Here is a 22,560-nt window from a genome sequence, read left to right as displayed (position 1 = left end):
AATATATTTACCTTTGCCGCTAAATTAACGTAGTATATGATGAATCAGACAAATTCGGGATTCTTGAATAGTATCCCGCCGGTAACGAAAAATCTTATCATTATAAACTTGCTATTTTGGGTAGCCAGCCTTGCACTGCCGAAAGTCGGCATCGATTTGGTGGATTTATTAGGGCTTCACTTCCCGGGTGCTACCGACTTCAAGGCTTATCAGATCGTTTCTTATATGTTCATGCACGATACCCATTCGTTCGCGCATGTGTTTTTTAATATGTTCGCCGTTTATATGTTCGGCCGGGTATTGGAGAACGTATGGGGCCCCAAACGTTTCTTGATTTTTTACTTCGTGACGGGTATAGGCGCCGGTTTGGTACAAGAGGTGGTATGGTTCTTTAATTTGCGGGATGTGATCTTCGCTAGCCAAGACATGATAAACTTGAATGGAGCCCAGATTATCAGCAAAAGCGAGTTCTTGAATTATTTCGTGACCATTGGCGCTTCGGGTGCCGTATTCGGAATCTTGTTGGCATTCGCGATGATCTTCCCGAATGTTCCTTTGTACTTGATGTTCATACCGATCCCGATTAAAGCCAAATATTTCGTAATATTTTATGGTCTTGCCGAACTATTTATGGGTGTGGCTAGTTTTGGTGGCGATACGGTAGCGCATTTCGCTCATTTGGGGGGTATGTTATTCGGTTATTTCCTAATTCGTTATTGGAAAAAGAAAGATGCAGACAATGGACGGTATTTTTACTAATTTGAAGCGTATGTTTCAGTCGGGTAATATCCTGTCGAAACTGATATATATAAATGTAGGCTTGTTTATCTTGATACGTTTGGCCAGCGTATTGTTTATGCTCTTTAATGTGCAAGGGGTACCTTTTTTGCAGTATTTGCAGTTACCGGCTTCTCCGGAACTTTTGCTCTTCCGTCCGTGGACGTTGTTTACTTATATGTTCACTCATTTTGACTTCTTGCATATCTTGTTCAATATGCTTTGGTTGTATTGGTTCGGGGGATTGTTCTTGAATTTCTTCAGTGAGCGGCAGTTGGGAGGCTTGTATATATTGGGAGGTCTTGCCGGTGCGGTATTGTTTGTCCTTGCTTATAATATTTTCCCTTATTTCCAGAACGTGGCTTCTTTTAGCTATTTGATGGGGGCTTCGGCATCTGTTATGGCGATCGTTTTCGCCGTGTCGTTTTACCGGAAGGATTTGGAGATTAATTTATTCTTGATCGGAAGGATCAAATTAATTTATTTGGCTATCTTTACGCTGGTGATCGATTTGTTGGCGATGACTTCTGATAATGCGGGAGGACATATCGCCCATATCGGCGGGGCTTTGTTTGGTATGTGGTTCGCTTCCCGTATTCGTAATGGAAAGGACTTGACCGCTCCGATGAATCGGTTGATCGACTGGTTCGTGAATTTGGGCAAACGGAAACCGAAGATGCGTGTGACTTATAAACGTAACGAAACGGATTATGAGTATAACGCACGCAAACATCAGGAGTCGGTGGATCTAGATACTATACTGGATAAATTGAAACGTTCCGGTTATGAGAGCCTTTCCGCTGAAGAGAAAAAGCGACTTTTCGACGCCAGTAAGAAATAACAGATACTTATGAAAACTCTACGGATTTTTCTTCAATTCTTATTTGTCGTAGCGAATGTGGTGGCTGTCGTGTTGTTGATAGTCTCGGCTTACTCGGATCGGGTGTCTCCTGAGACGAGTATGACGTTATCTTATCTGGGATTAGCCTTTCCAGTCTTATGTGTAGTCAATCTTTGCTTTATTATCTATTGGCTGTTCTTATGGGAATGGAAGTTCTTATTGATCGGCATATTCTCCTTCTTGTTATGTTGGGGTCCCGTGAAACGCTATTTTCCGTTTCACTCGCATAAGGATGTCCCTCGGGAAGAGGTACTGAAGGTGCTGACTTATAATGTGATGGCTTTTGGGTACAAGAATCATACGAAGATAGCTCCGAACAAGATTATCCAATATATCGCTAACTCGGACGCGGATATTGTTTGTTTGCAGGAATATGCCACGGCTAAATCAGAGAAGAGCCTTACTGCCTCTAAGATCTATGATGCGTTGAGCATGTATCCTTATCGTTCTGTATTTTATCAAAGCTCCACGAAATTCCAGAGTTTCGGCATCGCTGTGTTCTCCAAATATCCGCTGTCGAATTCCCGGATGGTGAAATACGATTCGGATTATAACGGCTCTTCCGTACATGAAGTGAACATCAAGGGAAAGAAGTTGACCTTGATTAATAACCATTTGGAATCGTTTAAACTGACGATGGAGGATCGGACCCGTTATTCATCCCTTATAAAGAGCTTTAGCTCGGATGGGTTGGACGATTTGAAAGGAGCGTTCGAGCAAAAGCTAGGACCTGCTTTCCGGATTCGGGCTAAGCAAGCGGAAGCGGTATCAAAAGAGATTAAGAACGCGAAAGGAGATTATGTCTTAGTATGCGGTGACTTTAATGATACGCCTATTTCTTATGCGCACCGTACGATCCAAGGGGATTTGACGGATGCCTTTGCCGAGTCTGGCCGGGGAATGGGCATTACCTATAATCAAAATTTCTTCTGGTTCCGTATCGATAATATCCTGCATTCCCCGAACATGACCTCTATGAATTGTTCCGTGGATAAGGTCGCTTATTCAGACCACTACCCGTTATGGTGTTATTTGAAACTTGAATAAAAGGGTTTCATCACTCGGATTCTGCGTTCTGCGCAGCGTCAAATACGTCGGCGAACAAGTTCTCGACAAAGAAGAAGGTAGCGTTACAGAATAGCTTAGGATCTTTGATCAGCGCTATCGTATTGCTATCCCCATTATTGGCGATTACATCTTCCGCTTTATAGGTCTTGTACTTTTTATCGTTTAGCGGATCATATTGATATACGATATCGCTCGCCTCGATCGTGTACCGGTTGTCGAAGCAGGTGATACGCATTTTATATTTAATGATAGTCTTGTCTGTATCATTCAACAATAATTCAACCTTAGAGCTTACGAAGATGGTCCCTTTGTTCTTGTTCGAGTTTACGTTGGATAAGAAGACATCTTTTCCATAAGATTTCTTAGCCCATGCGTTAATAGCGTTGAATATTTCTAGTTTAGAGGTATTCTCGATCTCTACATCATCGCTATAGCATACCTTCCCGTTTTTCATGGGGGCGCATTCGTCTACCTCGCCTTTATGCCCCTGCGCCATGACTAGCACAGGGAACATCATATATATTAATAATAGAATCTTTTTCATAAATGCAACTCTCTTTTTCGTTATTTGATCCATACATTCGTAATCTCGCCGATTAACATCGTTTGCTGTCCTTCGGAGGTCTCGCCTTGTTTACGGCACTCGATAATAATCCATGGCGCATCGGCAGATGTGCCGGGCTTGGAGAAGGATAATCGATATACATCGTTATTGCCAATCGCTTTATAAGCAGGACTATCTTTGGATATGGAGATTGTACTGATCGTTTTACCGAACATATTGCCTATGCCTTTCCATTCAACGTTTGCGTCGGTCGTATTTCCTTTTACGGCTTTGATTTGTAAAGCGTTGTCCGGTAACATTTGGAGGATCGTGCTAGGTATTTTGTCAGCTTGGAACGCTACGAAACCTTCCATCGGTGCCACAGCTCGTGTTTCCCGTTGCGGAGCGGATACTGGTTCTATCGGTGCGGTTGTCAGCAACTGTGCGCCTAATGTGTTGGTTGCGCTATCGAACGTCTTGTCCGCGAAGTCAATCGTGGCCTTACGGAACTTACCGCTGATACGGTTCAATTTCGTCTTGCTCTTATTCAAGGCATACTCGTCCGTGATCCATTCCTCGGCTAGGTATTTCTCCGGCTCGTTCTGGTAAGACACGTTATATTCATATCGGATGCCCGCAAGTTGCAGGGTACAAGCATGTTCCTTACATTCAATGATAATACGGTATTTCATCATCGCCCGATCGAGGGATAAGGCTGTGCTGGAGAATACTATATATTCTTCTCCGATAATGGCGATCTCGCCTTTTGCCTCATTTTGATAAGCTACTCTACTTTCCTTTGTGTTAAAATTTTCTTGTCCCCATTTTAATAGTTGTTGGTAGATTTGTGCCTTGCTTAAAGAGGGGGCATTAATCTCTCGGGTAAAAACGACTTTACCGTCTGCAACCGGAACGGCCCCTGCCAGATAGTGTTGATCCTCTTGTGCGAATAGCAGGGCGGGGATAAATAACAGAGCGAATAATAACTGTTTCATGGTATATTTTCCTTATTATTTTAGCCCCAAAGATATACATTTGCGTTTGAAATAAACTATGAGCGTGACAAATAATTATACTAATTGCTCTTTATCAAAGAAAAAAAGTCTATATTTGCACCCTGTGAAAAAACGAATATAAATAATGTAATAACATAAACCTAAGATTCAGATGCAAAACAAAGGATTTGTAAAGGTCTTCGCGGTGTTACTTACGCTTGTCTGTTTGTTCTATTTGTCGTTCTCGTTCGTGACGCAACATTACAACAGTAAAGCCGCTGAGTATGCGGGTGGAGATCCTGCGAAAGAGAGTGCTTATTTAGACTCACTATCTACTCAGAAGGTATGGTTAGGCTATACGCTTAAGCAATGCCGTGAAATGGAAATTAGTTTAGGTCTTGACTTAAAGGGCGGTATGAACGTTGTCCTTGAGTTGAACGTGGCGGATGTAATCCGTTCGTTGTCTAACAACAACCAAGACGAGAATTTCAACAAGGCGTTGGATTTAGCTTATGCGCATCAAGCGACTAGCCAAAAAGATTTCATCGACCTTTTCGCTGAGGAGTATAAGAAGTTGGATAGCGGCGCACGTCTTTCCGCTATTTTCAGTACATTCGAGTTAAAAGATAAAATCACGCCCCAGAGCTCAGACGCTCAGGTTGTTTCTGTTTTGAAACAAGAGTTGCAGAGTGCGATTGATAACTCATTCAACGTATTGCGTACTCGTATCGACCGTTTCGGTGTGGTTTCTCCGAACATCCAACGTTTGGAGACAGCGGGTCGTATCTTGGTTGAGTTGCCGGGTGTGAAAGAACCGGAACGTGTTCGTAAGTTGCTTCAAGGTAGCGCTAACTTGGAATTCTGGGAAACTTATAAGTTGCCGGAAATCTATCAACAATTGGTTGCCGCTGATAATGTATTGGCTACTATCCTAAGTAAGGAGGCTTCCGCTGATTCTGTTGCTACCGATAATGTTGAGAAAATCGCTGATGCCGCTGATGCGAATGTAAGTGAGGCCGATTCTTTGTTGGCTGAGCTCGGTCAAGATAAAAAAGATACGGAAGCTAATCAAAGCATGGAAGAGTTCGCTAAGCAACATCCATTATTTGCTTTATTGCAGATTAGCCAGTACAACGGTCAGTTGTCTCCGGGTTCGACGGTAGGTATCGCTCAAGCAAAAGATATGGAGAAGATCAGCGAATACCTGAACATGAAACAAGTGAAAGAGGTATTGCCTCGTAACTTGGCTTTAAAATGGGGTGTAAAGGCGATCGATGATAAAGAGCAGTTCTTTGAGTTATATGCCTTGAAGGTAACGAACCGTGACGGAAGTCCCGCTTTAGGTGGTGACGTAGTAACAGATGCTAACGCTGACTTTATGCAACAAGCCGGTCGTTCAGAGCAAATGGTTAACATGGTTATGAATGCCGAAGGCTCTAAGGCTTGGGCTCGTTTGACGAAAGAGAATATCGGTCGCCAGATCGCTATCGTTTTGGATGAGATGGTTTATTCCGCTCCGAACGTAAACGATGAGATCACGGGAGGTCGTTCACAAATCACCGGTCACTTTACACCGGAAGAGGCGAAGGACTTAGCGAACGTATTGAAATCGGGTAAGATGGCTGCTTCCGTACATATCGTTCAAGAAGACGTCGTTGGTCCGTCTTTGGGACAAGAGGCTATCAATGCCGGTGTGATTTCTTTCGTTTTGGCATTGGTGCTGTTGATGGTTTATATGTGCGCATTCTACGGATTGATTCCGGGATTGATCGCCGACGGTGCTTTGGTATTGAACATCTTCTTCACGATGGGTATCCTTGCTTCTTTCCAAGCCGTTCTTACCTTGCCGGGTATTGCCGGTATGGTGTTGACGCTGGGTATGGCAGTCGATGCTAACGTATTGATATATGAGCGTACGAAAGAGGAACTTCGTGCCGGTAAGTCTTTAGGAAAGGCTATCGCCGACGGTTACAGCAATGCGTTCTCCGCTATCTTCGACTCAAACTTGACATCTATCATTACCGGTATCGTATTGTTCTATTTCGGTACGGGTCCTATCCGTGGTTTCGCTACGACGATGATCATCGGTTTGTTCGCTTCATTCCTTACAGCCGTGTTCTTGACTCGTATCGTTTATGAGGCATTGTTAGCGAAAGATAAATTGAAGAACGTGACATTCACGACTTCTATTACGAAAGACTTGTTGACAAACCCGAAGATCAATTTCTTGGGTGCTCGCAAAGTCGGTTATTTAATTCCGGCGGCAATCATCGTTTTAGGTGCTATCTCTTTTATGACGATCGGCTTGAATAATGGTATCGATTTCACGGGTGGACGTAATTACGTGATCCGTTTCAATCAAGAGGTGAAGACTGACGATGTTCGTAATATGCTGGACGCTCAGTTAGACGGTTCTGTTAGTGTTATCCAGATCGGTACAGCTGATCAAGTACGTGTGTCTACCAACTATAAGATCAATGATAACGATCCTACGGTAGATCAAGAGATCGAGAATAAATTGTTTGAGGGCGTGAAATCCTTACTTCCGGAAGGAACTACATTAGATGAGTTCACGACTACTTTCATACAGAGTTCGCAGAAGGTGGGTCCTAGCATGGCAGACGATATCAAGAATAGCGCTATCTTAGCGGTAATCTTCGCCATGATCTGTATGGCCGCTTATATCCTGCTTCGTTTCCGTGATGTGTCATTCTCTGTGGGTGCGTTCGCCTCTGTTGCTACGACTACATTGTGTATCATTTCTTTCTATACCTTGTTATGGAAGGTTCTTCCGTTCTCAATGGAGGTAGACCAGACGTTTATCGCAGCTATCTTGACGATTATCGGTTACTCTATCAATGATACCGTGGTTGTATTCGACCGTATCCGCGAGACGATCGCTTTGTATCCGAAGCGTGATCGTTATCAAGTGATCAATGATGCGTTGAACTCTACCTTGTGTCGTACATTTAATACATCATTGACTACGTTGGTGGTTGTATTGTGTATCTTCATCTTGGGCGGTAGCACGATCCGAAGCTTTACGTTCGCTATCTTATTAGGTATCATTATCGGTACATACTCTACTTTGTTCGTCGCTACTCCGATCGCTTACGAGTTGCAGAAGAAGAAGATCAATAAGAAAGCTGCTGCTGAGAAAGCCGGAAAATAATATATTTCTTTAAGGATTTTATGAAGATCCTCTATCTTTCCTGTGTAAACGAGAGATAGAGGATTTTTTTATGTATTAATTCTTAAGGAGATAAAGTATGAATGAGAATGATTTTGTGGTGGGTGTACTTACGTATATCACCTGCCTGCGTGAGAAAAAGCGTTATTCCACGGCGAAGAGTTATCAAGATGCGTTGAGGTCGTTTAAATGTTTTTGTGGCCGGGAAGAGATTCCTTATGCGTATATTAATCGGGATACACTTTTGCGTTATCAATCTTGGCTGTTGGCCAAGGGATGTGCTCGTAACACGGTATCTACTTATATGCGCCGGATTCGTCACATCTATAATTTAGCGGTAGAGGTGGGTGAGGCTGCCTATATTCCTCATTTGTTTAAGCATGTGTTTACGGGGGTTGAGAGTAAACGTAAAAAGGCGTTGCCTTCGGAAAGCTTACGCTTGCTGATGACAAGCCCGGTGACAGATCCGCAACAGAAGAGGACCCAATCAGCCTTTTGCCTGATGTTTTTGTTTTGCGGGATGGCTTTCGTAGATTTGGCGCATTTGCGAAAGGAGGATATCAAGGAAGGGATCTTGTCTTATTATCGGCAGAAAAGCGGATCCCTTATACAGGTGGAGATCCCAGCGGAGGCACAAGGGCTGCTGAATGAGTTGGCAGCCGATACAACCGAGGATTCGCCCTATCTGTTTCCTTTTTTAGAGGGAATGAAGACCGGTGAGGATGCCTACAAGGAATATAATACCGTATTAGGAGGTTTTAACCGCAGATTGAAAATACTGTCGGAATCCATTGGCATTCATACTCGGGTTACCTCATACACGATTCGTCACTCTTTCGCCACGACCTTGAAGGAGCAAAACGTACCGATTGAGATGATCAGTGAACTGTTAGGGCATAAATCTATCAAGACTACGCAAATATACTTGAAGAGTTTCTCTTTAGAAAAACTCTCAACCGTAAACAAACTTTGTTTCGAGAGTGTGTATAATTATGCGCCGAAAGTAGGGTGAAGAAAAGTACGCTACTTGGCGAGTAGCCAAACTGACTGCTACTTGGCGAGTAGCGTTCATTTCATGCCGCAAATGTAGTAAAAAATAACATAACACAAGCAAACATTAGGCTTTGTTTGTGTTTCAACCTTAATTCTCTTTAAATCTTCGTTCTTATTTCTGATGTATAGACATGGCAATAGAAACGAAATGGCCTCGTTATTTCCGAAATCATCACGTTATCCGAAGTAAATTCCATATAACATCATGTAGAGATGGAGCGTGCTCCGTCTCCCACCGCCTGATAGTAACTAAAATACCATTGTAAGGGGATGAAACGGGACACGCTCCGTCTCTACAACTAAGGAATATCCTTTCACTCCTCTTGTTAAGGCTACTCGCCAAGTAGCATGAGTATTGAAGGGATGCAAATTTTCAGTAATTCCTTTTTTGTTTTCACATAAGTATTTATTTATCAGGGTATTACAAGAATATCTTGATAAGGCTCTGAATTATCTTCCTCAATGAATATCGTGACAAGTAATAGCTCTGATAGAGCTATGGTGCATATACGCAATCGCCGTAGTCAGGAGGCTGTACGCTGGTACGTACTGACGCTTCCTACCGCTGTTGGGGGACGTGATAATATCTATTCGTCAAAAGGATTAGATGCCGAGCTTTCCCGTCGTAAACGTTGTGGGGAACCCTTGTTCGAGTACTTTGCCCCCTCGTATGTCGAGGCTCGCAAGGTGGGAGGCAAGATGGTCAATACGAGGAAGCCTCTTTTATACAACTATGTGTTTATCCATGCTTCGGAGAATGAGATTTTCCGTTTGAAACGTATCATGCCCTTATATAATCTTCTTCCTCGGGTATCCGTGGGCGAACACTCTTATTTTCCTTACCTGTCAGATCATGAGATGGAGACCTTACGCTGGATGGCTGAATCTTATTCCAATGAGCTTCCGGTGTACGTACCGGATAGCGGTCGCTTGCTGAAAGGTGACCGTGTACGTATCACCTCGGGTTCTTTCATGGGGATGGAGGCTGAGGTGGTGGTGCAACCGGGTGGAGGTCATAAGGATGTCATGGTACGTATCCTTGACTGTATGTGGGTTCCTCTATTTGAGGTAAGGCAAGGCGAGTATGAGCTGATCGAGTTGAATACGAAAGGCAAGCATGTTTATACCCATTTGGATAACGATCGTTTATCGGAAGGTATGCACAAGGCGTTGGGGCGTTATTATCTCTCGGGCAAATTGGGAAAGGAAGACGAACTTTTGGTTCGTGAGGTGCTGAAGGGCTATGCTTCCCTTCGTGTGGAGACCGACGTGATGCGTTGCAAGGTTTACTCATTACTCCTTCCGGCCTATAAGCTGTTGGATCAGGAAGAGGAGTTTGAACGCTTGTATTCCACCCTACGCAATATGCTTCCATTGGTTAAGGCAGTGAATTCTCGTGCCTTGCTGCTCGTCACGCTTTACGGCTGCACGAATAGCAACCTGTATTACCGTATGGCGCATGAGCTGGTAGATCCCTGGCGGGATGACCCTTCGCCTAAGAGAAGCAAGGCCTTGTTGATACAGCGTTTACACGATTACGATATTTGGCTAAAACATTAAATAGTAGACTGTCATGAGAAAGGAAAGCGAAACTCCCTCCGGTATCCGTTTGATGCTATTGCTGAAAGGGCATTTGAGAGAGATCATGAATCGTGAGTGTGCGAATCAGACCTCGATCCATTTATATTGTACGGGATCTTATTGGGTCGCGTTCGAACGTTCCGCTTATCAATTGCGTCGTGCCTTTCCGGATAGTGAGATCACGCCGATGCGCCTGTACGCTTATCCTTTTCCGGTTGTCATGGTTTCCGTAACGGATCGTTCCCTTCGTTTGTATGAACGAAAACATATAGCTAAGCAGAACGGGGCGGATTACAAGTTATTGACTGTACCTGAACTCTCCGCTCCCGCCTACCAAGCGTGGCATACGAGGGAGGTGAAGGGACTCCCTGCGTTAAACTAATCGGAAAACTCGTTCACGACATTAAAACAGGGACAGGATTTCGACGGGTCCAAGTCTTGATGTCCCACGATTAGGGCTTTGGGGAATCGCTGATGCAATTCACGAAACAAACCCTGTAGGGCTTCTCGTTGGGCTTCCGTTCGGGTATCCATGGGAGTCTTTCCATCGTTGGCGAGTCCTCCGATATAGCAAACCCCGATACTGTACCGATTGTGGTTCTTACAGTGAGCGCCCACTTGTTCAAGGGGTCTACCGGTCTCGATCGTACCATCGGTCGGGATAACGAAGTGATATCCGCAGCCATTCCAGCCGAGAGAGCGATGCAGACGGTCGATGTCCATCATCCGTAAAGTGCTGCCCTGCCTATTGGCAGAGCAATGCACGATAATCAGCGTGATGGTTCTCATCCGATCCAACCGCTAGTGGCTCCACCGGCGGCACCGGTGATGACCAGTTCGACAATGCGGATGATGTAGAGCAAGACGCTCTTCCAATTTGTTTTTTTCATACTTGTAGTCTTTAAATAAATGAATAAAATAAGCTTCATGGTTAAGAGCCGTATTTCTCAATGGCAGGATTTAGATCTCATCGGGAGATTCTGAGTCTCCTTTCTTCAACGCAGCCAAGTCTACCGTGTCTTTATTCTCCTTTACCGCCTTCAGCGAGGCGGCTTGGATCGCACGGCTGGTTACTAGGTTGAATTCAGCCTTAGAACGTAGGTTCTCGAAGTCTATACCCGGATTGAATAGAATGTTCACTGCCTTGATATTATCGCTGGAGAAGTCCTTGAGTGTAGCGGCCGGCTCGCAGGTGATGGAGATGCTAAAGATTCCCAGTTCGCCGAATTGTACCTTGTAGCCGTTCAGCAATTGTTCCACTAGGCATGAGCAGGTGTCGCTTACCACGCCTTTTACCGTGCCGCGTGTGAAAACACCGTTGTGATCTGAGATGTGCTTCACGAAATCATCGAAACTCATCACTTTCGTCACTTGGTTCTTGGCGTACGCCTGTTCCTTTGCGGTCTCATCCAGTGGACTTTTCCACATGTAAGTTGAATAATTAATCATACTTCTTTTTTTAAAAAGATTAAACTTATTGTTGACAATGCGAAAGTACAACCCCCGGATAGCGAAATCAAATCCGCTGATAACCGTTGACAAACTGTTTACTTTTCATTGACAAACGATTCATATATACCTTATGTCTGATATAACGATTACCATACACGGCGGCAATAACCAGATACTCCCCAACGCTACGGAAGCCATCCAGAACTTCTATGTGGGGGAATATTGCGGGGAGACCTCCCAAGAAGAGGGGGACGGTAGATCCGGTCTCATGCCTGAAACGATCCGTTTTCGTGCCTATATAAATAAAGAAGAGGATCTGGAACGCTATCTTGCGCAGATCGTCGAGTGCCGGACGGTTACCGAGTTGGCCCAAGTCATTCTGGTCATGCAAGAGAACGAGCCGAAAATAACCCCCGAGGAGATGGTCAAAGAGCGTTTCATCCGCCTCTTTCTACCCATCACCCCCCGAATCACGAAGGGTAAAAGCGTCAGCAACATCCGTGCCCGTATTAACGATGCGTGGAGCAGCCGTCTCAGACACCGCTCAACTGGCCGTTTTTGAGAAGATATACTGCATATGCCCGAGGATATATACTGTGTTAGGCAATTGATATATACTTCACAGGGCAATTCATATATACCTCGTTTTCCAAGGGAAACGAAAAGTGATAACCTTACTGAAAAAATTACGATATGACAGAAAACTATGAGCGGGCGGAACAAGCACGTTTCGTCTTCCATATCTACGGTTGCAATGTGCAGATCGTGCCCAATGCAACCCATGCGATCCAAATCATCCACCATGGTGATGGTACGATCTTGCGGACGGAAAGCTGTATTACGCCCGCCGCTTCGGGACGCCACGAGTCACAGGCACCGCCGTTGGGAAAAGTTAGGGCATTGAATATAAAACAAACAAAATACAAATGATGGATTTTCATAAGGGCAGATGGCGATTGGCCTTAGGCCGTCTGGTGAATTTGCGGTATATCAACCGTTGGATCATTTTTAGTGCGGACCTTTTCGTCTCGCTTTCCGTATCGTTGCTGGGCGTACTAGGAATGTTCTCCATTCTGCATATACGTATTGGAGAGCCGGATGTGCTGAAAGTGGGCCTCTCCTCATTTGTGGCCAGTATCGTTTCGTTCTTGTTGTTCAAAGCATATCATGGGGTTATTCGCCATTCCACGCTGCGTGGCTTGTGGCGGATCGGTGGTGCTGCGATCGGCAAGTCGCTCTTGATGTTCCTGCTGCTTTGGCTATTGAAAGCCCGTTTCAGCCCTTCTATCTATTGGTTGGGTGGAATCATGGACAGTACGTTGACGATCGTGATGTTGGTCACGTTGCGTGTCTTCGTGATCAATGTCTATAACAGCGTCCTCCTGCAACTTGGTAAGAAACGCAAGCGGGTACTGGTCTTTGGCACGGAGGAGGAAAGCGTGATGATCGCCACATCGGCTAACCGTCAGGTATTCATGCAGAATTATAGCATCATGGGCTTCCTTTCCTTTGGTAATTCCAAGAAAAGCATCCGGATTGCGGAGTTGCCGGTCTACCAGATCGAGAACGTGGAGGATCTGTATCGCTTGATCCCTCGCAACAGTTTGGATGGCGTTCTCTTCCCCAATATAAAGGTTGCCCATCAGGAGCGTGACCGTTTGATCCGTTATTGCGAGCAGGCCTCTTTGAAGACATTGGTAGTCCCGGAGATGGAGGAGCTACGTGGAGGTGAGGCGAAACGTTCCGTCCGAGAGATCCGTATCGAGGATTTGTTGGGTCGTGAGGAGATCCATATTAATCTGGACGAAATCGGCAATCTGTTGGAAGGGAAGACCGTGCTTGTCACGGGAGCCGCCGGCAGTATCGGTAGCGAGATCTGTCGCCAGCTGGCTCATTTCCCGATTAAGAAGTTGGTTTGCTTCGACTCCGCTGAGACCCCGATGCATAATCTCCGTCTGGAATTGGAAGAGAAATACAAGGGACTAAACTTTGTCCCAGTAATCGGCGATGTCCGTAGCCCGGACCGTGTGGATTATGTGTTCCGCAACTGGCACCCCCAAGTGGTGTTCCATGCGGCGGCCTACAAGCATGTCCCCTTGATGGAAGAGAACCCCTGCGAGGCGATTCGAACAAACGTGTTCGGTACCCGTGTGATGGCAGATGCCGCTGTAAGTTATGGTGTGGAGAAGTTTGTGATGATCAGTACAGATAAGGCGGTGAACCCCACGAACATCATGGGCTGTAGCAAGCGCTTGGCTGAAATCTACGTACAGAGCTTGAGCCTTGCGATCGAGCGAGGAGAGGTGAAAGGCGAGACGCGTTTCATTACGACCCGTTTTGGAAACGTATTGGGTAGCAACGGTTCGGTTATCCCCCGTTTCCGGGAACAAATCGCTCAGGGAGGTCCAGTGACGGTCACCCATCCCGATATCATCCGTTACTTTATGACTATCCCGGAGGCTTGTCGCCTGGTGTTAGAGGCCGGTACAATGGGCAAGGGTGGTGAGATCTTTATTTTCGATATGGGTGAGCCGGTGAAGATAGCGGATTTGGCGAAGCGTATGATCGAGCTGTCCGGATTACAGGTAGACAAAGACATCGAGATCAAGTACACTGGTCTCCGCCCCGGCGAGAAACTATATGAGGAGCTATTGAACAACAAGGAGAATACGAAAGAGACTCCTCACGAGAAAATTCGGGTGGCGGCGGTTCGTGAGTATGACTATAAGGATGTGATAACACATATCCATGTATTAATCGAATTATCCCTTCGTGTCCAGATCCTCCCGATGGTGAGGGAGATGAAAGTATTCGTGCCTGAGTTCAAGAGCCAGAATTCTCGGTTTGAGGAGTTGGATTGAGGAGGGAATATTTCAAGGAGAAATGTTTGTGGTAAAAGGAATTGACTATATTTTCATACAATCAATTTGATATGCAAGCATCTATTTTGGATGAATAAACAAAAGAATATGGAAGTGACAGTATTTAATCCCGTGCAACAACATTTGTTGAAGTTTTTTGCTTTTGATGGCTCGGAGGAAAAGCTATTAGAGATGAAAGCGGTTTTGACGAAATATTTCTCGCAAAAATTGGACAAACGTTTGGATGAGTTATGGGATTCGAGAGGTCTCAATCAGGAGAAGCTTGACGAGCTGAGGACAATACACTTTCGTATAGATTTGAACGATGAGTAAAATCGTATTGGATACGAACAGTTTGATTCAAAGTCTTCTGAGTAGAAACCGATATCATTGAATATGGCAGTCGTTCTTAGATGACGCAAATGAATTATGTGCATCTGAAAGATCCTTAATGAAAATGAAGAAATATTAGAGCAACTGACGGGAAAAGAGATGACTAAACTAACCTTAGATGTTATTTTGAACAATCTATATATCAGCTTCCTTACTCCTTATTATAAGTTTAATTTGATAAAATCAGATCCGAATGACAATAAATTCTTGAATTATGCTGTTATCGCAAATGCAAAGTTTATTATGACGGAGGATCGTCATTTTGTCGCCGACACTGTCTGGAAGAACAAACAATCACAACTTAAGGCAATCAATACCATCTTGTCGTTATAGGATGACAATGTACCATGTCTTTGTTATTGCTGAATAGTTACATATAACCCCTTTATTGTGAAATAAAATTAAAAATATTTCATTTTAGGTTTTTGCAGGTTTAAAATGACTGTTTACGTTCGATATAAATTATATTATAAATGATTCAAATTACAGATAAAAGTAAATGCTGTGGCTGCAATGCTTGTGGTGATGTATGTACCCATAAGGCTATTACTTTCAAGACCGATATAGAGGGATTTTGGTACCCGGAAGTTGATAAAAATAAATGTACAGATTGTGGTCTTTGTGAAAAGGTCTGCCCCAATCTGCACTCTGAAGAGCTAAAGAAAAATGATTTTGAGATTCCTGTTTGCTATGCCGCCATACATAAGAATATCGAGGTACGTTTCGACAGCACTTCTGGTGGAGCGTTCACAGCCCTTGCCGAATACGTTTACAAGCAAGGCGGCTACGTGGGTGGTGCGGTCTATAATGAAGACTGGTCAGTGTCTCAGTTCCTTTCAGCAGATAAGACCGACTTGCCTCGTTTGCGCTCTAGCAAATATCTTCAGAGCCGTTTCGATGGATTTTATATCGCTGTTCGTGAAGCCTTGAAGACTGGCAAGCCCGTGCTTGTTTGTGGAGGTCCATGTCAGATGGCAGCCCTGCGCGGCTTCCTGCACAAAACTTATGACAACTTGATTTTGGTGGATTATATCTGTAGGGGTATAGCCTCGCCATTGCTTTTCCGGAAGTACATAGAATATCTGGAAAACAAGCATCATTCAAAGGTTGTCTATTTTAAAGCTAAAAACAAGGAGTTGGGATGGCGTAAGCATACTTTTAAAATTCTCTTTGAAAATAGAGATGTCGAATATCAAACGTTGGAGAACAATCCGTGGCGTATTCTGAATTATATCGTTCCTGAGGTATGTCGGCCGAGTTGTTTTGAATGCCCCTTCAAGGGTTTCCCTAGAGCTACAGACATTACCATTGGTGATTTATGGGCTGATAAAAAGTATATACCTAAAGAGCTTGACAATGATTTGGGAACGTCCGTAGTCTTTGTGCATAGCAAAAAAGGCGCTGACTTGATACAGAATATTAAAACTCTGAAAAAGCAGGACTTCCCTCTAGACAAGGCCATAGCAGGAAATCGCCTTTTAATGAAGCCTTTGTGCCATTCTAGTCACGACAGGGATGCGTTCTATGCTACCCTCAATGAATCACTGGATGCCTGCATCAAGAAGTACCTGCCCCATTTTGGGAAGAAGGGGTTTAGCGTCAAGGAAAAGCTTAAGAACGTAGCCCGTTTCTTATTTAGCGTAAAAAAAGCCTCAGGATGGAGTCTTGGTACATGGACAAAAAACTTTCGATATAACTTCTTTTGCGGACAAGTAAAAGGAAATGTTTTGGAAGGAAAATTCTTCATCATAAATAAGTACTGTACTATAGTCATGGGATCCAAAGCCCAGCTGATACTGAATGCGCCCTTCTATTTTGGAAGTAAGCGTGTCAAAGGATCTCGCCTGGACAGCAGGCTCTTGATTGAGAACGGAGGGAGGATGGAGATTAAATATGAACCTTATAGTGTTGCGTATGGTGCCGACATTGAGGTGTTCAGGAACGCTACTTTGGAAATAGGAGGTGGTTTAGGTGCGAATATTGGCTTGACGATCATATGCGCTGACCATATTTCTATCGGACGGTATACCGGATGTGGACGTAATGTCACTATCCGCGATAACAACGGGGAACACTTTATATCTATTCGCGGATATAAAACCTCTTCTCCCGTCACCATCAAAGAACATGTATGGTTAACGGAAAGCTGTACGGTGATGCCTGGGGCGGTAATCGAACCAGGTGCCATAATCTCTGCTCGTTCGGTGGTTTCCGGTCACATACCTGCTTTCAGTATAGTGAAAGGTGATCCTGCCGTGGTGGTGGAGAAAAATATTCTTTGGAAGGCTTAGATAAAAAATACTTGATATATGGAATTAAAAGATTTTATTGGCAAATTTGTTTCCCAATTCGAAGAGGAAGATCCTGCTATTTTTGAAGCTGATTTGGATTTTCATGAACTGGATAGTTGGTCATCGCTAACAAGTCTTAGTGTCGTAGCGATGGTCTATCAAGAATATGGTGTGGAGCTGGACACCCAAGACGTGCGTAATGCCGATACAATTGAAGATCTTTTCAATATCGTAAAAGAAAGAAAGGCATGAAAACAATCATACCAGATGTCTCTATCCGCAGTATTGCAAGCTGGCTACCGAGTAATAAGATTTCCTTATCTTCTTTCGCCGAGCAATATGGTGAAAAAGAAACAAGAGATGTTATCCGTACGACAGGAGTTGAATGGGTTTACAGAACCGATGCGAATCAGAAATCATCCGATTTATGCTTCAACGCTGCTGAATATCTAATCAGTAAGGATAACATCGACAGAGAGAGCATAGACGGCTTGGTTGTATTGACTGTGACTCGTGATTGGGCGCTCCCTGATACTTCTGTCTATCTCCAGCATAAATTAGGATTGAAGAATGAGACCGTTTGCTTGGATATTAATTATGGTTGTACCGGTTATATCTATGGTTTGATGCAAGCAGCCATGTGGATACATAGTGGATTATGTCAGAATGTTTTAGTTCTTGGAGGTGATATGCTGAAGAATTGTCTTGACCCTAAAGCTGTTGGTAGTATTGATGCGAGCGATATAGGTACTGCTTCACTGATTTCAAAAGGAACAACAGGCATGGCCTTCCATCTCTGTTCAGATGGTGCGAGATACGATCGGATCATGATGCCCCATGGTGGGTATATATACCAAGATGGAATGGGGGTTTTCTCATTTAGTATAGTAAACGGCCCTAAGAGCATCCGCACTGTGATGGATTTGATGCAATGGGAGGATTCTGATGTGGATATATATGCGTTGCATCAATCCAGTCAGTTGATTATTAAGAATGTTAGAATGGCATTGAAGTCAAGTCAAGAGAAATTTCCAGTGAACATGAAGGACTTTGGTAACTCAAGTAGCTCCACTATCCCCAATTTGTTATGTGATCTTTATGGATTGAACAAGGCAAACCGTCCGAGGCATGCCGTTTTTTGTTCCTATGGCGCTGGCCTTACGTGTGGAAGTGTTGCTCTGGATCTTTCCAAAACTCATTTCTATGAACCGCTGAATAAACAGTGACCGATCCATTACTCGTAAGAATCGAAAAATATTTATTAGATATGCAAAAATCTGTTATTGAATATCTCCAGTCTACTGTTAGTCGCTTTCCTGCGAAAATAGCTGTTAAAGATTCGGAAATGTCTATCACATTTGGTGATTTGTGGAGAAATGCGCAAAAGATTTCGGCTGCTCTCGTGAATACGAATATCGGGTTAAATAACCCAATTGGTGTTTACATTCCGAAAGGGGGCAAGATGATTGAGTCTTTTGCAGGTATTAATATGAGTGGAAACTTTTATGTGCCTCTTGATACAAAGTCTCCCGTTTCTCGTGTCAGCAGTATTATCAAGACTCTTGAATCTAAAGTGCTCATAACTGATCGTTCTCATATTGAAACCCTTAGGGATTTTACCCATGTACGGATTCTTGTGGCTGAAGATATAATTGAGGGTGATATAAATATAGAAAATGCTTTTTCACAGTTCACTCATCAGATTGATACTGATCCTGTTTACAGCATTTTTACCAGTGGTTCAACGGGAATTCCCAAGGGTGTGGTTGTCTCGCATCGTGGTGTAATTGACTATATCGATTGGGCGAAAGATACGTTTCACTTTATGAGTGATGCAGTAATTGGTAATCAAGCCCCTTTCTATTTTGACAACTCAACACTTGATATTTACCTTATGTATTCCACTGGTGCGACGCTTAATATTATTCCAGAAAGTAATTTCGCATTCCCAGCCAAGTTGGTTGACTATCTCAATGAGGAGAAAATTACGTTCGTGTTTTGGGTTCCTTTTGTGCTCATCAATGTAGCCAATCTCAATATTTTCGAAACAAAAAAGCCTATATACATGAAGGATGTGTTCTTTGCCGGTGAAGTAATGCCAAATAAGCACCTTAATTACTGGCGTAAGCACCTCCCCAACTGCCGTTATGCTAACCTTTATGGGCCTACGGAAATTACTGTTGACTGTACCTTCTATGAAGTGAAACGAGAGTTTTCTGATAGTGAACCTCTGCCTATAGGTTTCCCGTGTCGCAACAGTGACGTGTTGATTCTCGTTGATCGCAAACGTCGGGCGGCAAAGGGTGAACAAGGAGAACTCTGTGTACGAGGTTCTTCGCTAGCTCTTGGTTATTATAACAGTCCCCAAAAGACTGCTTCAGCCTTTATACAGAATCCTCTACATAATTATTATCCGGAGACAATCTATTGTACGGGTGATGTCGTTTATGAGAATGAGTATGGAGAAATTATGTATGTGGGTCGTGTAGATTCTCAAATTAAGCACAATGGTTATCGTATCGAACTCGGCGAGATAGAGACTGCAATTCTTGGTAGTCACATGGTGGATAGCTGTTGCGTCGTTTATGACTTTGCAAACAAGAAGATTGTGATGTTCTATCAGGCTACAGAGGAACTTGACATGGCAACTTTCCGCAAGGTTATCTCTACTAGCATTCCTCGTTATATGCAGCCCACTGTGTATCATCATATCAGAGAGTTACAGCGTAATACGAACGGTAAGATTGACCGCCTGTTCTATAATAACCAAGTCAATGGATAAGATAGATTCACTTGATAAGATTAATGGCTTTGTGAGCGATATTCGTTCTTTGCGTAAGGGCTATCTGTCCAATTTCTTCTTGGATAGGAAGAAGCACTCCATATGGATAGAGAAAGGAGAGTTGTTTTACGTTTCTTTCCCTGACGGTTATTTTCTGCTCCATTTAACCGATTCGGTCAACAACCTGTTTTTTCTTACCACTACCTTGCAACAACTGGTCGGGGGATTGAAGGCTGTTTTACCTATATTGTCTGAGCAACTGGTCGTTGACATAGTGGGTGATGGAAAGATTGCGAGTCTGAAAGATGTGTTTGTGGAGCAAGGCTTCAGCGTGTATGAACAGCTCTACCGTATGAGTCGCCTCGGAGCCTTGGAGTATAAAGTGAGCGATGTCCCCAATGTATGTCTCGCTGAAGAGGCTGATGCATGTGTGGTACAGGATATGCTCCATACCAACTTTGACCCCTTGTCTGAACAGCTGCCTTGTTACGAGGAAATACTGGACTTCATATCCCGAAAGGGTGTGCTCGTATATAAGGAAAAAGGAAAGGTTTACGGTTTTATCATCTTTGAACTGAACGGGCAGACCTTATATCTGCGTTATTGGTTTGTCTTGCCCGAATACCGGGATTTAAAGATTGGTTCCCGATTGTTCAATGAATTTATGCGAGCTGGCCACGCCACCAAGCGTCAACTCTTTTGGGTGATAGCTAGTAACGAAAATGCCATTAAACGTTACCGTCATTACGGCTTTGAAGTAGAGAGACTTTATGATTATGTATTAATTAGAAATAAATAAAGGTATATAATTGCCAAGATTAAAGGAGAAAAAGATTATGAGAGAGAAAATTATTTCGATTTTGAGTGAGTTACGCCCCGAGTTCGATTTCAGCGAGCCTGTAAACTTTATAGAGGAAGGTATGCTTGATTCCTTCGATATAGTGACGCTGGTCGATACTCTCGACACCGAATACGATATCGTCATTGATGGTATTGACATCATTCCCGAAAATTTTGACAGCCTAGATAGTATTGTGAGGCTGCTGCAGAAGAACGGGGTGAACGAATGATAATCGTGTGAATGCTATTTAAATAAAAGGGGCAGTCTGAAATGAGTCAGGAAGTATCTTCAACAAATAAGCGTATAGCAAAAAATACACTTTTTCTATATGTGCGTATGTTACTTGTCATGGGGGTAAGCATATTTACTTCCCGTGTGATACTTCAAACGCTTGGTGTAGAGGATTACGGTATTTATAATGCGGTAGGTGGAATTGTGGCCGTAATAGGAGTGCTTAACGGTGCCCTGTCTTCATCAACCAGTCGTTTTCTGGCTTACGAATTGGGAATGAAGGACGCAGAGATGCTGAAGAGAACTTTCTCGGTTTCATTGAATTTGCATATGGCTGTGGCTTTTATTGTCTTGCTGTTGGCTGAGACTATAGGCCTCTGGTTCTTTTACGAGAAAATGGTTATACCGGTGGAACGACTATCGGCTGCGTGGTGGGTCTATCAGTTTTCTATTGTTACGGTGATGGTTAACTTCACCCAAGTACCTTACAATGCTTCACTGATAGCCCATGAAAATATGTCTATTTATGCCTATGTAGGCTTATATGATGCGTTTTCGCGATTAGCTATCGCTTACCTCCTTTCCTTATCTCCCATGGATGACTTAGTGTTTTATGCTTTGTTGTTAATGCTGAATACTTTTTTGATTCAGTTTTTTTATAGGTTTTATACGTATCGGCGTTATCAGGAGTGCCGTTTCAGATGGATTACGGATAAGACTTTATATAAAAGGCAGCTGGCTTATTCAGGGTGGGAGATGTTTGGCGGATTGGCATCAATAAGCCAAGGGCAAGGTATTAATATCCTTCTCAACTTATTTTTCGGTCCCATGGTCAATGCGGCACGTGCGGTGGCTTATCAAATCCAAACGGCTGTCAACCATTTTGTGATTAATTTTCTTATGGCCACGAGGCCGCAGGTAATTAAAAGTTTTGCCGAACACAATTATGAGAGGATGTACTCGCTTACGTTTAAGTCCGCACGTTATTCGTTCTTCTTGATGTTGGCATTAATCTTGCCCATCTGTTTTGAGTTGAGGTTCATATTAAACTTATGGCTGGGCAAAGCCACTCCTCCTGATACGTATGTATTCACTTTGATCATACTTTTACTCAGTCTTGCCGAGGTTTTCCGTGCGTCCATGATTATGGCCTTTCACGCTATCGGCAAGATGAAGCTGGGGAATTCGCTCAATGGAACCATAATGATATTGTCCTTACCTATTAGTTATGCCATATTGAAAATGGGTGCTCCTGCCTATGCGGTGTTCATAGTTCTCGTCATCATTAATATAACTGTTATGATTGATGCTTATTTCATTGTCTATTCTTATGTACATTTCAACATACGTGAACTTTTAGTTGGCGCTGTTCTCCCATGTGTCTTAGTTGGTGCCTGTTCTGTAATTGTGCCTACGGCCATCGTATATTTGATGGAGGATGGATGGCAAAGGTTCATTATTCTATCCTTGCTTACAGAGGTCGTATTGATGATTCTTATCTTATACGTAGGAATAACACGTGCCGAAAGAAAAAAAATAGTCAGTTGGATTCAGACTAAGATGAGCAAGACTAAACAATGATCAGAGAATTTGTTAATAC

Annotated in this window: 24 protein-coding genes; 19 read left to right on the top strand and 5 right to left on the bottom strand. The window is 43.5% G+C overall.

Features of this window, described 5'->3' with window-relative positions; all coding sequences use genetic code 11:
* The first annotated feature begins 36 nt into the window (after positions 1-36).
* Genes HMPREF0999_RS14205 through HMPREF0999_RS14195 form a run of 3 tightly spaced genes read left to right on the top strand, consistent with a single transcriptional unit; the run spans position 37 to position 2,725 of the window.
* Positions 37-759: a rhomboid family intramembrane serine protease gene (locus tag HMPREF0999_RS14205; protein ID WP_005859254.1), complete on the top strand. Its 723-nt coding sequence runs from the start codon at positions 37-39 to the stop codon at positions 757-759.
* Positions 740-1,618, top strand: coding sequence for a rhomboid family intramembrane serine protease (locus tag HMPREF0999_RS14200; protein ID WP_008777894.1), 879 nt, complete (start codon positions 740-742; stop codon positions 1,616-1,618). Before HMPREF0999_RS14205 ends, HMPREF0999_RS14200 begins: the two co-directional genes overlap by 20 nt.
* A 9-nt stretch (positions 1,619-1,627) precedes the next feature.
* Positions 1,628-2,725 (top strand): endonuclease/exonuclease/phosphatase family protein, encoded by a 1,098-nt coding sequence (locus HMPREF0999_RS14195; RefSeq protein WP_009276208.1) that lies wholly within the window; start codon positions 1,628-1,630, stop codon positions 2,723-2,725.
* A gap of 10 nt (positions 2,726-2,735) precedes the next feature.
* On the opposite strand, the gene HMPREF0999_RS14190 is transcribed toward HMPREF0999_RS14195, so the two are convergent.
* Both HMPREF0999_RS14190 and HMPREF0999_RS14185 read right to left on the bottom strand, forming a co-directional pair.
* Positions 2,736-3,290: a DUF4468 domain-containing protein gene (locus HMPREF0999_RS14190; RefSeq protein ID WP_005859247.1), complete on the bottom strand. Its 555-nt coding sequence runs from the start codon at positions 3,288-3,290 to the stop codon at positions 2,736-2,738.
* A 20-nt stretch (positions 3,291-3,310) separates the two neighbouring features.
* Positions 3,311-4,285 (bottom strand): DUF4468 domain-containing protein, encoded by a 975-nt coding sequence (locus HMPREF0999_RS14185; protein WP_009276207.1) that lies wholly within the window; start codon positions 4,283-4,285, stop codon positions 3,311-3,313.
* A gap of 172 nt (positions 4,286-4,457) precedes the next feature.
* Between HMPREF0999_RS14185 and secDF the strand changes: the two genes are divergently transcribed.
* The 4 genes from secDF to HMPREF0999_RS14165 all read left to right on the top strand — a co-directional run bounded on the left by secDF (position 4,458) and on the right by HMPREF0999_RS14165 (position 10,491).
* Entirely contained in the window at positions 4,458-7,457 is a 3,000-nt protein-coding gene (gene secDF / locus HMPREF0999_RS14180) for a protein translocase subunit SecDF (protein WP_005859243.1), read from the top strand.
* A gap of 97 nt (positions 7,458-7,554) precedes the next feature.
* Positions 7,555-8,487, top strand: a complete 933-nt coding sequence (locus tag HMPREF0999_RS14175) for a tyrosine-type recombinase/integrase (RefSeq protein WP_005859241.1) — start codon at positions 7,555-7,557, stop codon at positions 8,485-8,487.
* 503 nt (positions 8,488-8,990) lie between these two features.
* The gene (locus HMPREF0999_RS14170; protein WP_005859239.1) at positions 8,991-10,088 is read left to right on the top strand and encodes a hypothetical protein; all 1,098 of its coding nucleotides are present in this window, start codon (positions 8,991-8,993) and stop codon (positions 10,086-10,088) included.
* A gap of 13 nt (positions 10,089-10,101) precedes the next feature.
* Positions 10,102-10,491 carry a hypothetical protein gene (locus tag HMPREF0999_RS14165; protein WP_008779262.1) on the top strand — a complete coding sequence of 130 codons (390 nt, stop codon included), beginning with the start codon at positions 10,102-10,104 and terminating at the stop codon, positions 10,489-10,491.
* Here HMPREF0999_RS14165 and HMPREF0999_RS14160 read toward each other — a convergent pair.
* Genes HMPREF0999_RS14160 through HMPREF0999_RS14155 form a run of 3 tightly spaced genes read right to left on the bottom strand, consistent with a single transcriptional unit; the run spans position 10,488 to position 11,558 of the window.
* Positions 10,488-10,898: an N-acetylmuramoyl-L-alanine amidase gene (locus HMPREF0999_RS14160; RefSeq protein ID WP_008779263.1), complete on the bottom strand. Its 411-nt coding sequence runs from the start codon at positions 10,896-10,898 to the stop codon at positions 10,488-10,490. The genes HMPREF0999_RS14165 and HMPREF0999_RS14160 overlap by 4 nt on opposite strands.
* Positions 10,895-11,038, bottom strand: coding sequence for a hypothetical protein (locus tag HMPREF0999_RS22750; protein WP_010182156.1), 144 nt, complete (start codon positions 11,036-11,038; stop codon positions 10,895-10,897). The genes HMPREF0999_RS14160 and HMPREF0999_RS22750 overlap by 4 nt, the downstream gene beginning before the upstream one ends.
* A gap of 31 nt (positions 11,039-11,069) precedes the next feature.
* Positions 11,070-11,558, bottom strand: coding sequence for a hypothetical protein (locus HMPREF0999_RS14155; RefSeq protein ID WP_005859232.1), 489 nt, complete (start codon positions 11,556-11,558; stop codon positions 11,070-11,072).
* A 133-nt stretch (positions 11,559-11,691) separates the two neighbouring features.
* Between HMPREF0999_RS14155 and HMPREF0999_RS14150 the strand changes: the two genes are divergently transcribed.
* The 12 genes from HMPREF0999_RS14150 to HMPREF0999_RS14095 all read left to right on the top strand — a co-directional run bounded on the left by HMPREF0999_RS14150 (position 11,692) and on the right by HMPREF0999_RS14095 (position 22,541).
* Positions 11,692-12,123: a hypothetical protein gene (locus tag HMPREF0999_RS14150; protein ID WP_009276205.1), complete on the top strand. Its 432-nt coding sequence runs from the start codon at positions 11,692-11,694 to the stop codon at positions 12,121-12,123.
* A 131-nt stretch (positions 12,124-12,254) separates the two neighbouring features.
* Complete coding sequence (locus HMPREF0999_RS14145) at positions 12,255-12,491, top strand: hypothetical protein (protein ID WP_008779265.1); 237 nt, start codon at positions 12,255-12,257, stop codon at positions 12,489-12,491.
* Positions 12,488-14,422, top strand: a complete 1,935-nt coding sequence (locus tag HMPREF0999_RS14140) for a polysaccharide biosynthesis protein (protein ID WP_008779266.1) — start codon at positions 12,488-12,490, stop codon at positions 14,420-14,422. Before HMPREF0999_RS14145 ends, HMPREF0999_RS14140 begins: the two co-directional genes overlap by 4 nt.
* Positions 14,423-14,530: 108 nt before the next feature.
* Positions 14,531-14,755, top strand: coding sequence for a hypothetical protein (locus HMPREF0999_RS14135; RefSeq protein WP_009276204.1), 225 nt, complete (start codon positions 14,531-14,533; stop codon positions 14,753-14,755).
* Positions 14,756-14,914: 159 nt separating this feature from the next.
* Positions 14,915-15,148, top strand: coding sequence for a nucleotide-binding protein (locus tag HMPREF0999_RS23350; protein ID WP_009276203.1), 234 nt, complete (start codon positions 14,915-14,917; stop codon positions 15,146-15,148).
* A 140-nt stretch (positions 15,149-15,288) separates the two neighbouring features.
* Positions 15,289-17,106, top strand: a complete 1,818-nt coding sequence (locus HMPREF0999_RS14125; protein WP_008779268.1) for a Coenzyme F420 hydrogenase/dehydrogenase, beta subunit C-terminal domain — start codon at positions 15,289-15,291, stop codon at positions 17,104-17,106.
* 18 nt (positions 17,107-17,124) lie between these two features.
* Positions 17,125-17,358, top strand: coding sequence for an acyl carrier protein (locus tag HMPREF0999_RS14120; protein WP_005859218.1), 234 nt, complete (start codon positions 17,125-17,127; stop codon positions 17,356-17,358).
* Positions 17,355-18,332, top strand: a complete 978-nt coding sequence (locus tag HMPREF0999_RS14115; RefSeq protein WP_009276202.1) for a 3-oxoacyl-ACP synthase III family protein — start codon at positions 17,355-17,357, stop codon at positions 18,330-18,332. Before HMPREF0999_RS14120 ends, HMPREF0999_RS14115 begins: the two co-directional genes overlap by 4 nt.
* 41 nt (positions 18,333-18,373) lie before the next feature.
* Positions 18,374-19,888, top strand: coding sequence for an amino acid adenylation domain-containing protein (locus HMPREF0999_RS14110; RefSeq protein ID WP_009276201.1), 1,515 nt, complete (start codon positions 18,374-18,376; stop codon positions 19,886-19,888).
* Positions 19,881-20,687 carry a GNAT family N-acetyltransferase gene (locus HMPREF0999_RS14105; protein ID WP_005859211.1) on the top strand — a complete coding sequence of 269 codons (807 nt, stop codon included), beginning with the start codon at positions 19,881-19,883 and terminating at the stop codon, positions 20,685-20,687. Before HMPREF0999_RS14110 ends, HMPREF0999_RS14105 begins: the two co-directional genes overlap by 8 nt.
* A 37-nt stretch (positions 20,688-20,724) precedes the next feature.
* Positions 20,725-20,958, top strand: coding sequence for a hypothetical protein (locus tag HMPREF0999_RS14100; RefSeq protein WP_008779271.1), 234 nt, complete (start codon positions 20,725-20,727; stop codon positions 20,956-20,958).
* 41 nt (positions 20,959-20,999) lie between these two features.
* Complete coding sequence (locus tag HMPREF0999_RS14095; RefSeq protein ID WP_005859206.1) at positions 21,000-22,541, top strand: membrane protein; 1,542 nt, start codon at positions 21,000-21,002, stop codon at positions 22,539-22,541.
* The last annotated feature ends 19 nt before the right edge of the window (positions 22,542-22,560 follow it).

This window comes from Parabacteroides sp. D25 (assembly GCF_000307475.1).
GTDB lineage: Bacteria > Bacteroidota > Bacteroidia > Bacteroidales > Tannerellaceae > Parabacteroides > Parabacteroides distasonis.
The sequence above is the reverse complement of the archived record's forward strand: the minus strand, read 5'-3'. Positions and strand labels throughout refer to the sequence as shown.